Raw genomic sequence first — 12,502 nt, forward strand, 5'->3', positions numbered from 1 at the left:
AGTGAGAAAACATGGCCTTACCAACTATTGCCATTGTGGGACGTCCCAATGTTGGGAAATCAACCCTATTTAATCGGATCGCTGGTGAGCGAATTTCAATCGTAGAAGATGTCGAGGGTGTGACACGTGACCGTATCTATGCAACGGGTGAGTGGCTCAATCGTTCCTTTAGTATGATTGATACGGGAGGGATTGACGATGTCGATGCTCCCTTTATGGAGCAAATCAAGCACCAAGCAGAAATTGCCATGGAAGAAGCCGATGTCATCGTCTTTGTGGTGTCTGGGAAAGAAGGGATCACAGATGCGGACGAGTACGTAGCCCGTAAACTTTATAAAACCCATAAACCTGTTATCCTTGCTGTTAACAAGGTTGACAACCCTGAAATGCGAAATGATATCTTTGATTTCTATGCACTAGGCTTGGGCGAACCGTTGCCAATTTCGTCTGTCCACGGTATCGGGACAGGGGATGTGCTGGATGCCATCGTGGAAAATCTTCCACACGAAGTTGAAGAAGAAAATCCAGACGTGATCAAATTTAGCTTGATTGGCCGTCCTAACGTTGGAAAATCAAGTTTGATCAACGCTATTTTGGGAGAAGACCGTGTGATTGCTAGTCCCGTTGCTGGTACAACTCGTGATGCCATTGATACCCATTTTACAGATGCGGATGGCCAAGAGTTTACCATGATTGACACAGCTGGTATGCGTAAGTCTGGTAAAGTCTATGAAAATACGGAGAAGTACTCTGTCATGCGTGCCATGCGTGCTATTGACCGTTCTGACGTGGTTTTGATGGTGCTCAATGCAGAAGAAGGTATTCGCGAGTATGACAAGCGTATCGCAGGTTTCGCCCACGAAGCAGGTAAAGGAATGATTATCGTGGTCAACAAGTGGGATACACTTGAGAAAGACAACCATACCATGAAGAACTGGGAAGAAGACATCCGTGAGCAGTTCCAATACCTGCCTTACGCACCGATTGTCTTTGTTTCAGCTTTGACCAAGCAACGTCTCCACAAACTGCCTGAGATGATTAAGCAAATCAGTGAAAGCCAAAACACCCGTATCCCATCAGCTGTCTTGAACGATGTTATCATGGATGCCATTGCTATCAATCCAACACCGACAGACAAAGGGAAACGACTCAAAATCTTCTACGCAACCCAAGTGGCAACCAAACCACCAACCTTTGTCATCTTTGTTAACGAAGAAGAACTCATGCACTTCTCTTACCTGCGTTTTTTGGAAAATCAAATCCGCAAGGCCTTTGTCTTTGAGGGAACACCGATTCACTTGATTGCGAGAAAGCGGAAATAAACGGCTCTTTGTCAACTGTAGTGGGTTGAAGTCAGCTAAGATCGAGAAAGGACGAATTTCGTCCTTTCTTTTTTGATGTTGAGAGCGATGAAAATCCTTTTTTTTGAAGTTTTCAAAGTTCCGAAAACCAAAGGCATTTCGTTTAATGAGTTTAATAAGATTATTCGTTGCTTCCAATTTTGCGTTGGAATAAGGTAACTGAAGGGCGTTGACGATTTTCTCTTTGTCCTTGAGAAAGGTTTGTAAGACAGTCTGAAAAAGAGGATGAACCAGCTTTAGGTTGTCCTCAATGAGTCCGAAAAATTTCTTCGGTTCCTTATTCTGAAAGTGAAAAAGCAAGAGCTGATAGAGATTATAGTGGTGTTTTAAGTCTTCGGAATAGCTCAAAAGCTTGTCTAGAATTTCTCTATTCGTTAAGTGCATACGAAAAGTAGGGCGATAAAATCTCTTATCGCTGAGTTTACGGCTATCTTGTTGAATGAGCTTCCAGTAACGTTTGATAGCCTTGTATTCATGGGATTTTCGTTCAAATTGATTCATGATTTGGATGCGAAGGCGATTCATAGTACGGCTAAGATGTTGAACGATGTGAAAGCGATCTAGAACGATTTTAGCACATGGAAAAAGGTGTTTAGCCAAGTCATAGTAAGGACTAAACATATCCATAGTAATAATTTTTACCTGACAGCGAATAGCTCTATCGTAGCGCAGAAAGTGATTTCGGATGACAGCTTGTGTTCTTCCCTCAAGGACAGTGATGATATTGAGCTTGTCAAAATCTTGCGCAATGAAACTCATCTTCATCTCCCGATTGAAACAGTCACTCCCCTGACTGTTTCAACATCCCAAGACATAATCTCTGGAAGACGAGAAAAATCATGTTTAAAACGGAAGTCATTGAGCTTGCGAATGACAGTTGAAGTTGAAATGGCCAGCTGAATAAGCAATATCGGTCATAGACGTCTTTTCAATCAACTTTTGAGCAATTTTTTGGTTGATAATACGAGGGATTTGGTGCTTTTTCTTGACGAGGGAAGTCTCAGCCACCGCCATTTTCGTGCAATGATAGCACTTGAAACGACGCTTTTTAAGGATAATTCTAGTAGGCATACCAGTTATTTCAAGGTAAGGAATCTTAGAAGGTTTTTGGAAGTCATATTTCCTCATTTGACTTCCGCAATCAGGACAAGATGGGGCGTCATAGTCCAGTTTAGCGATGATTTCCTTGTGAGTATCCTTATTGATGATATCTAGAATCTGGATATTAGGGTCTTTAATATCGAGTAGTTTTGTGATAAAATGTAATAGTTCCATATGATTCTTTCTAATGATGGTTTGGTCGCTTTTCATTATAGATCTTATGGGACTTTTTTTCTACAACAAAATAGGCTCCATAATATCTATAGGGGGTTACCCACTACAAATATTATAGAGCTTCTTCTTTTAGCGCTTGTATAAAAATTGAAAGTTCTATAATGAAGTTAGCCAGCCAACTTTCCTAAAAATGAGCTGGTTCAACTAGTCAATGTTGTCAAATGAAATCTAGTTATAGGCATAAGAAAACACCTCTGTGTTAGACTTGTTGTTCACCACAAACACAAGAAAGGCACAGAGATGCAAATCAACTATACTACAAAAGCTAAACACTTGACAATCCATAGTCGTCGCTTAATCGAACGATGGAAATTAGAAGAGAAATCAAATAGAGAAATCGCCTCTCTACTTGGAAAAGCTCCTCAGACCATCCACAATGAAATCAAGCGTGGTACAGTCCTACAATGTATTGGAAAGGGACGTTTCAAAGCGAAAAACTACTGTCTACTGGCCTTGACGGATCAAAGGAGCAGACACCAAATCATTCGATCAATTCCAAATAAAATCGCTGAGTCTGTCAATCAGGCTCTAAAACTTATCTTAAGACAACACAAGATTCTTTCCATCACGGCAGATAATGGAGCCGAATTCAACCGCTTATCTGATGTGTTTTCTAAGGAACATATCTACTATGCCCACCCCTATGCCTCTTGGGAAAGGGGAACCAATGAGAATCACAACAGGCTCATTCGTAGATGGTTACCTAAAGGAACCAAGAAAACGACTTCCAAAGAAGTCGCCTCCATCGAAAACTGGATCAATAACTATCCTAAAAAATGCTTGGACTACAAGTCGCCCAGAGAAGACTGCTTGCTGGCTAACTTGAACTTGAAATTTAGCGCTTGTATAAAAATTTAAGAAAAACGGAAAATTTTTTTATAAAAGCCTTTACAAAAAAAAATAAAGTGGTATAATTAAATTATAAACAAGTGCAAACGTTTTCGTAAAACGTTTGCCTAAATAAAATAAAGGAGATTTGAATGATGAAAGCTACATTCAAAAATGTCTTGTCTTTCGAGTTTTGGCAGAAATTCGGTAAGGCTTTGATGGTGGTTATCGCTGTTATGCCAGCCGCTGGATTGATGATCTCAATCGGTAAGTCACTCGTCATGATTAACCCTAACTTTGCTCCACTAGTGATTACAGGTGGAATCCTTGAGCAAATTGGTTGGGGGGTTATTGGTAACCTTCATATCTTGTTTGCCCTTGCTATCGGAGGCAGCTGGGCTAAAGAGCGTGCTGGTGGTGCTTTTGCTGCTGGTCTTGCCTTCATCTTGATTAACCGTATCACAGGTACTATCTTCGGTGTTACAGGTGATATGCTGAAAAACCCTGAGGCTATGGTCACTACTCTCTTTGGTGGAACAATCAAAGTTGCTGATTACTTTATCAGTGTTCTTGAAGCACCAGCCCTTAACATGGGTGTCTTCGTAGGGATTATCTCAGGTTTTGTAGGGGCAACTGCCTATAACAAATACTACAACTACCGTAAACTTCCAGACGCACTTTCATTCTTTAATGGTAAACGTTTTGTACCATTTGTCGTTATTCTTCGTTCAACAATTGCAGCGATTGCACTTGCTGCTTTCTGGCCAGTAGTTCAAACAGGTATCAATAGCTTTGGTATTTGGATTGCCAACTCACAAGAAACTGCACCAATTCTCGCACCATTCTTGTATGGTACCTTGGAACGTTTGCTCTTGCCATTTGGTCTTCACCACATGCTCACTATCCCAATGAACTATACAGCTCTTGGTGGAACATACGAAATCCTTACTGGAGCAGCAAAAGGTACACAAGTATTTGGTCAAGACCCACTTTGGCTTGCTTGGGTGACAGACCTTGTTAACCTTAAAGGTTCAAATGCTGACCAATACCAACACCTTCTTACAACTATCACTCCAGCTCGTTTCAAAGTTGGTCAAATGATCGGTTCATTCGGTATCTTGATGGGTGTCATCGTTGCTATCTACCGCAATGTTGATGCTGACAAGAAACACCAATACAAGGGTATGATGATTGCGACAGCCCTTGCAACATTCTTGACAGGGGTTACTGAACCTATCGAGTATATGTTTATGTTTATCGCAACGCCTCTTTACCTAGTGTATGCTCTTGTTCAAGGTGCTGCCTTTGCTATGGCGGATATTGTTCACCTTCGTATGCACTCATTCGGTTCAATTGAATTCTTGACTCGTACTCCGCTAGCTATCAACGCTGGTCTTGGTATGGATATTATTAACTTTATCTGGGTAACTGTCCTCTTTGCAGTGATCATGTACTTCATCGCGAACTTCATGATTAAGAAATTCAACTACGCAACTCCAGGACGTAACGGAAACTATGAAACTGCTGAAGGAGCATCAGAAGATGCAGCTTCAGGTGAAACAAAAGTTGCCGCTGCTTCTCAAGCTGTAAATATCATTAACCTTCTTGGTGGTCGTGCAAACATCGTAGATGTAGATGCATGTATGACTCGTCTTCGTGTAACTGTTAAGGATGCAGATCGCGTTGGTACTGAGGAAGAATGGAAAGCAGAAGGAGCTATGGGACTTGTCATGAAAGGACAAGGTGTCCAAGCTATCTATGGACCAAAAGCTGACGTGTTGAAATCTGATATCCAAGATATCCTTGACTCAGGTGAAGTAATTCCTGAAACTCTTCCAAGCCAAATGACGGAAGCTCAACAAAATACTGTACATTTCAAGGGTGTAACTGAGGAAGTTTACTCAGTAGCTGATGGTCAAGTCATTGCCTTGGAACAAGTGAAAGACCCAGTTTTTGCTCAAAAAATGATGGGTGATGGTTTTGCAGTAGAACCAGCCAATGGAAATATCGTATCTCCAGTTTCTGGTACTGTATCAAGTATCTTCCCAACAAAACACGCTCTTGGTCTTGTGACTGAAGCAGGTCTTGAAGTACTTGTTCACATCGGTTTGGATACTGTAAGCCTTGAAGGTAAACCATTCACAGTTCACGTTTCTGAAGGACAAAAGGTTGCTGCTGGTGATCTTCTTGTCACAGCTGACTTGGATGCTATCCGTGCGGCAGGTCGTGAAACTTCAACAGTTGTTGTCTTCACAAATGGAGATGTTCTCAAATCTGTTAAATTAGAACAAACTGGTTCTCTTGCAGCTAAAACAGCAGTTGCTAAAGTAGAATTGTAATATACTTGAGGTTGGAAGCTGTTTTCCAACCTCTTGTTTTAGGAGAAAAGCATGAAATTTTTAACACTCAATACCCACAGTTGGATGGAGAAGGAAGCAGAAGAAAAATTCCAGCTCTTACTCCAGGATATTCTTGAAAAAGACTATGATTTGATTTGCTTCCAAGAAATCAATCAAGAAATTACTTCGCCTGAGGTAGAGGTTGATCATCTTTATCAAGCTTTACCAGCGGCAGAACCCATTCATCAAGACCACTATGTGAGACTTTTAGTTGAAAAATTGTCTGAGAAAGGGAAGAATTACTACTGGACTTGGGCTTACAATCATATCGGCTATGACCGCTATCATGAAGGTGTGGCGATCTTATCTAAAACGCCTATTAAGGCGCGTGAAATTTTAGTGTCTGATGTAGATGACCCAACGGACTACCATACTCGCCGTGTCGCCTTGGCAGAGACAGTGGTTGAAGGCAAGGAACTTGCTCTTGCAAGCGTCCATCTCTCTTGGTGGGATAAAGGTTTCCAGGAAGAATGGGCACGATTTGAGGCTGTGCTGAAAGTTTTGAACAAACCTCTGATTTTAGCAGGTGATTTCAATAACCCAGCTGGTCAGGAAGGCTACCAAGCGATTTTAGCTAGTCCACTAGAGTTACAAGATGCTTTTGAAGTTGCTAAGGAGAGAAGCGGTAGCTATACCGTTCCACCAGAAATTGATGGTTGGAAAGGCAATGCCGAACCGCTTCGAATTGACTATGTCTTTACAACGAAAGAGTTAGAAGTAGAAAGCTTGCATGTAGTTTTTGATGGTCAGAATAGTCCGCAAGTCAGTGACCACTATGGTTTGAACGCGGTATTAAATTGGAAATAAAAGCAAAAAATGAAAGGGAGGGATTCCTTTCATTTTTTTACAAAAATCCCTATAATTACTATTTTGGAGAAGGAGTTTTTTTGTATATTTGTATATTATGAGAAAATATCCACAAATAAATTTTTAAAAATTTACGGTCAAAAAAATCGATAATATCAACTATTTATGATAAAATGGAAGTGATGAAATAAAAGGAGGACTGGAATGTTTTTTCAGGATAGAAAGATAAAATATTCAATCCGCAAATTGTCAGTTGCTACTGTGTCACTTGCGATTGGATTTTTGTTTGCACCTGCGGCTATTGGAGCCGCTCAAGTAGCTCAAGCGGATGAGCTTACGACTACTGAACAAGTGGAGAATAAGGCAGAGAATCAGGTCTCGGTGGGCTCTTCTGCAACAGAGCAAGCAGAATCCCAGAAAGAAAGCCAAGTTGCTTTGAAGTCTGCTGCACCTGCTGCGACAGAGACAAGTCAAGCAACAGATTCGACTGCTTTTAAAAATGCTCAGGCAGCTACAGGAGCTAGCCAGCCAGCTGCAGCCACTGCTCAACCAGCATCAGTAAATGCTAGTCTAAACAAGAGCACTTTAGAGAACTACCTCAAAAACTTGCGCAGCAAGGACTTTTCAAGTAAGACAGACGATAGTCTAGAAATCTTGAATGGCGTAATGACGGCTGCTGATGGTGTGCTTCAAACTGCAACAAAGCAAGAAGAAATTGATAAAGTTTATCGCAATTTAGTGACTTTTGTTAATTCTGGTCTTCGTGATAAAAATCCGAAGTTCATCCCAGATCAGGATAAAACTCCTCGCTCGGCACTTTATGAGTTTGAAAGTGCTACACCAGGAAAAACAACTCCGCTTACTCTGAACTACTTGAAGCCAGAAGACACAAAAATCTACAAAAAGGGCGATAAAGTAAAGGCCATCCAGCCAACTGAAACAACTTATGTAGAGTATGATGGAAGTGGTAGATGGACCTTTAAGGGCTATGACCATGATAGTCAGGTGATTGACAAAGATGATGTTTTCTTCACAGGTAAGTGGGAATATACACCAACACCATACAAGGCTACCTATAGAGCAGTTAATGGCTCACCTGGGAAAACTCCGCCATCTTATGTTGCAAATTGGAGCCCAGAAGATAAAAGAAGATTTGCTGAGGGTGAAGTAGTAAAAGCACAAGAATTTCACTATGTTTTTTATACTTCAGAAGAATATCCTAACCGAAAAGGCTATTGGGCTTTGACTGGCTTTGATGCTCCAAGTAAAGTGGCAAACAATGGCGATGTAGAGTTCGTAGGAACTTGGAAATACTTTGAGGATGTCACTGTATCCTACAAGCCTATGAACCAGCACGATTTTGATAATTTTTATCATTTACCAAGTAGTCCTAAGACCTCACGTGACGAATATAAATTACCTCTTCCTAAGGAGATAAAAGATCTAGAAAGTAAGCTATACGATTACAAGCTTTCTCTCAATCAGTTTGATAAACGTGATGAGTATTTACCTAAAGATATACTGGATACGCGAGCAGCCTTGCTTCGCTACGATGAAGTTCAAGGTGTCTACAAACCCTTTTATGATGCGGAAAATGAAGGAAATTGGACCTTTGAGGAAGATGTAGTAGATTTAACCTTCAGTCGTGAACTAGAGCGGGCGGCTACATATGGGGAAATACCAAAAGTTACAATACCATTGATGTTTAAATTTACACCAGTTCCTCGGAAACCGACTTATGAGTTTGTCAGTGGAACGGCTGGCAAAGAACTACCTGCTGAGATCAATAATCTGAAGCCTGTTTATATGGATGAGTGGGCGTATGCAGATAGAAAGAAATACCCGAAAGGCAAGGATATAGTTCAGTCTGTTAGACCAATTCAAGAAACCTATGAAGATAAGGACAAGAAGGGGACTTGGCACTTTAAAGGCTACGATTTTACTAAAAAACCAGTGAGCGACTGGGAGCACGATGGATGGAATCTCAAGTTCACAGGTACTTGGACATTTGAAGAGAAAAAGTACCCAGAAAACTATGAGTATGTCAGCAAAGACCCTAGCCTAGCTCTACCAGATGGACTCAGAACCTTCCCGCCAATCAGCACAGAGACATATGTTGATGGTGCTACTGTTCAGGCAAAAAAACCTGAGAAGACGACTTACATAGACTTTGAGAATAAAGGTACTTGGAAATTTGAAGGCTATGACAAGGATAAAAAGGTAGTCAATAAAGCTGGCGTCCTCTTTACAGGTAGCTGGTCCTTCACACCACACAGAGATAAGACAGTTTCCTTTGACTTTGTGAGTGATACTCCAGGGAAGACCATTCCTGATGATTTGAAGGCCCAAATCCCTGCTCCTATCACGACTTCTCCATCAGATTATTCTGCCAATGTCTTTAATGAAATTCAATATCTCAGTTCATACGTCGATAATGAAAATGATGGTACATGGGTTGCTCAGCAGATTCCTCAGCGAGAGGAGGAAGTTGAGAAACCAGCTGACGATGAGGATTCTACCTACACGGTTCATTGGAAATTTTTACCGACCAAGCATAGTGTTTACTATGACTTCTATACAGATTCAAAAGATGATTCTGGTCAAACGATCTATCCGCCATCAACTTTGTATAATCTAATCACTTACGAAAGAGAATTTGTCAAGGGTGAAAAAGCTCGCGTTAAAATGCCATCTAAAACAAGATTTGAGGATCCTGATGGCAGAGGAACTTGGGTCTTTGATGACTACTATGAAGATGATAATACGACTATTTCTCCACGTGTGAAAACAGTCGAGAACGCAGACGTCCTCTTCAAAGGAAAATGGATCTTAGTTCCGACTGATCAGACTGATACGATCTACAGATTAGAGTATAAATTTACTAACTCGACTCCTGCTTATCCTCTTCCAAATAAGATTCGCGATATGCTTCCAGCTGGCACTGATTTCGTTGCACGAGCTGACGATTACAAAGATGCAAGCAAACTTGACACAACCACAGTAACTGTTCCGACAGGTACTTGGACCTTCCATGGTTTTGATGCGGATAAATACGGAAAAGCTATTGCAGGTACGAAAGTGAAGACCATCACAGGAACTTGGAGCTTTACGCCAAATGGTGTAGACTATCAGTTCCAATCAACTAATCCTGCTTTCGTATTACCAGATCATATCACCAAGTTGACTCCGAAAAATCCTTATGATTACAAGTTATATCCTAAGGAAATTCTGGCTGAACAACCAAGTGAAACGACTTATGTTGATACAGCAAATAAAGTGACTTGGACATTTGCAGGATACGATAAAGAAAAAATCGTTGTAGCAGAAGGCAGACAGACTTTCCTTGGAAGCTGGGTACCTACTCCAAATCCAGAATATGTATTCAAATCTTCTGACGCACGTGTTCCATTGCCACAAAGTATTTTGGGAATGCTTCCAAATGATGAGGCTTCTTATAAGGTTGGTGACACTATTGTAGCCAAACAACCTGCTGAAGAATCAGTAGTTGAAGAAGAAAAAGACTATGTCTGGACCTTCAAAGGTTATGATCAGAAGAATGCGACCTATAATGGCAAGCGTGTGACATTTACAGGTATCTGGGAAGTAACGCCTAGACCGCATCATGTAAGCTATACTTTTGTAAGCATTACGGCTGGTGTTGATTTGCCTGAATTTATCCAGAAGAAAGCACCAAAAGACAGCTCAAGCTATTACAACACGCAAAAAGTTGTACCAGAAGAGCCGACAACAAAGACTTACAAAGATGATGTGAACGATGGTACCTGGACTTTCCTTGGTTACGATGCCAAAAGTAAGTTTGTGAAAAAAGCTGATTTGACTTTCACAGGTAAGTGGAAGTTTGAAGCTAACAAGTACCAAGCTACTTATCGCTTCGAGAGCGCAACAGCAGGTAAGGTTCTTCCAGCGGAAATCACAGGTTGGACCCCAAGCGACAGTGCAACTTATGAGAATGGTAACTCTGTTTCCGCTCAACAACCAGCGGAAATCACTTACAAAGATGATGTGAACGACGGCACATGGACCTTCAAGGGTTACGACGCAGCCAATGCAGTCGTGAACAAGGCAAATGTGGAGTTTGTAGGAAAATGGTCCTTTGAAGCTAACAAGTACCAAGCTACTTACAGTTTCGCAAGTGCAACAGCAGGTAAGCAACTTCCAGCAGGTATCGCAACGCTGCTTCCAAGCGACAGTGCAACTTATGTGAATGGTGCCTCTGTTTCCGCTCAACAACCATCCCAAACCACATACACAGATAGTGTGAACGACGGCACTTGGACCTTCAAGGGCTACGACGCAGCTAGCGCCGTTGTCAATAAGGCAAATGTGGAGTTTGTAGGAAAATGGACCTTTGAAGCTAACAAGTATCAAGTTACTTACCGCTTCGAGAGTGAGACAGCAGGTAAGACTCTTCCAGCAGCCATAACAGCATTGACTCCAAGTGACAGTGCAACTTATGAGAATGGTAACTCTGTTTCCGCTCAACAACCAGCGGAAATCACTTACAAAGATGATGTGAACGACGGCACATGGACCTTCAAGGGTTACGACGCAGCCAATGCAGTCGTGAACAAGGCAAATGTGGAGTTTGTAGGAAAATGGACCTTTGAAGCTAACAAGTACCAAGCTACTTACAGTTTCGCAAGTGCAACAGCAGGTAAGCAACTTCCAGCAGGTATCGCAACGCTGCTTCCAAGCGACAGTGCAACTTATGTGAATGGTGCCTCTGTTTCCGCTCAACAACCATCCCAAACCACATACACAGATAGTGTGAACGATGGCACATGGACCTTCAAGGGCTACGACGCAGCTAGCGCCGTTGTCAATAAGGCAAATGTGGAGTTTGTAGGAAAATGGACCTTTGAAGCTAACAAGTATCAAGTTACTTACCGCTTCGAGAGTGAGACAGCAGGTAAGACTCTTCCAGCAGCCATAACAGCATTGACTCCAAGTGACAGTGCAACTTATGTGAATGGTGCCTCTGTTTCAGCTCAGCAACCAGCCCAAACCACTTACAAAGATGATGTGAACGACGGCACATGGACCTTCAAGGGTTACGACGCAGCCAGCACTGTGGTCAACAAGTCCGATGTTGAGTTTGTAGGGAAATGGTCCTTTGAAGCCAACAAGTACCAATTAACTTACCGCTTCGAGAGCGAGACAGCAGGGAAATCTCTTCCAGCAGCCATCGCAGCCTTGACTCCAAGTGACAGTGCAACTTATGTGAATGGTGCCTCTGTTTCCGCTCAACAACCAGCCCAAACCACTTACACAGATACTGTGAACGACGGTACTTGGACCTTCAAAGGTTACGACGTAACTAGCGCCGTTGTCAACAAGGCAAATGTAGAGTTTGTAGGGAAATGGGCCTTTGAAGCTAAGAAGTACCAAGCTACTTACCGCTTCGAGAGCGCAACAGCAGGTAAGGCTCTTCCAGCAGCCATCGCAGCCTTGACTCCAAGTGACAGTGCAACTTATGTGAATGGTGCCTCTGTTTCCGCTCAACAACCAGCCCAAACCACTTACACAGATACTGTGAACGACGGTACTTGGACCTTCAAAGGTTACGACGTAACTAGCGCCGTTGTCAACAAGGCAAATGTAGAGTTTGTAGGGAAATGGGCCTTTGAAGCTAACAAGTATCAAGCTACTTACCGCTTCGAGAGCGCAACAGCAGGTAAAGCTCTTCCAGCAGCCATCGCAGCCTTGACTCCAAGCGACAGTGCAACTTATGTGAATGGTGCCTCTGTTTCC

The 12,502-nt window shown here is 42.1% G+C and carries 5 protein-coding genes and 1 pseudogene; 5 read left to right on the forward strand and 1 reads right to left on the reverse strand.

What is annotated here, in order from left to right; all coding sequences use genetic code 11:
• Window positions 1–11: 11 nt before the first annotated feature.
• Window positions 12–1,322, forward strand: a complete 1,311-nt coding sequence (der, locus tag D8852_RS06200; RefSeq protein ID WP_009730455.1) for a ribosome biogenesis GTPase Der — start codon at window positions 12–14, stop codon at window positions 1,320–1,322.
• 35 nt (window positions 1,323–1,357) lie between these two features.
• On the opposite strand, the pseudogene D8852_RS06205 reads toward der, so the two are convergent.
• A pseudogene (locus tag D8852_RS06205) lies at window positions 1,358–2,636 on the reverse strand (ISL3 family transposase).
• A 300-nt stretch (window positions 2,637–2,936) separates the two neighbouring features.
• On the opposite strand from D8852_RS06205, the gene D8852_RS06210 reads away from it, so the two are divergent.
• The 4 genes from D8852_RS06210 to D8852_RS06225 all read left to right on the forward strand — a co-directional run.
• A complete protein-coding gene (locus D8852_RS06210) occupies window positions 2,937–3,554 on the forward strand; it encodes an IS30 family transposase (RefSeq protein ID WP_125425961.1) in 618 nt (205 codons plus the stop codon).
• A gap of 122 nt (window positions 3,555–3,676) precedes the next feature.
• Window positions 3,677–5,863 carry a PTS transporter subunit IIBC gene (locus tag D8852_RS06215; protein ID WP_125425964.1) on the forward strand — a complete coding sequence of 729 codons (2,187 nt, stop codon included), beginning with the start codon at window positions 3,677–3,679 and terminating at the stop codon, window positions 5,861–5,863.
• Between the two features lie 51 nt (window positions 5,864–5,914).
• A complete protein-coding gene (locus tag D8852_RS06220; RefSeq protein WP_125425967.1) occupies window positions 5,915–6,730 on the forward strand; it encodes an endonuclease/exonuclease/phosphatase family protein in 816 nt (271 codons plus the stop codon).
• 204 nt (window positions 6,731–6,934) lie between these two features.
• A partial coding sequence (locus D8852_RS06225; RefSeq protein ID WP_125833835.1) for an SHIRT domain-containing protein occupies window positions 6,935–12,502 on the forward strand: 5,568 nt, incomplete at its 3' end.

This window comes from Streptococcus mitis (genome assembly GCF_003942695.1).
Classification (GTDB): Bacteria; Bacillota; Bacilli; order Lactobacillales; family Streptococcaceae; genus Streptococcus; species Streptococcus mitis_BD.

Excerpts from the sequence above, each read along its gene's own strand:
- der (WP_009730455.1), top strand. The coding sequence starts at position 12 with ATGGCCTTACCAACTATTGCCATTGTGGGACGTCCCAATGTTGGGAAA.
- D8852_RS06210 (WP_125425961.1), top strand. The coding sequence starts at position 2,937 with ATGCAAATCAACTATACTACAAAAGCTAAACACTTGACAATCCATAGT.
- D8852_RS06215 (WP_125425964.1), top strand. The coding sequence starts at position 3,677 with ATGATGAAAGCTACATTCAAAAATGTCTTGTCTTTCGAGTTTTGGCAG.
- D8852_RS06220 (WP_125425967.1), top strand. The coding sequence starts at position 5,915 with ATGAAATTTTTAACACTCAATACCCACAGTTGGATGGAGAAGGAAGCA.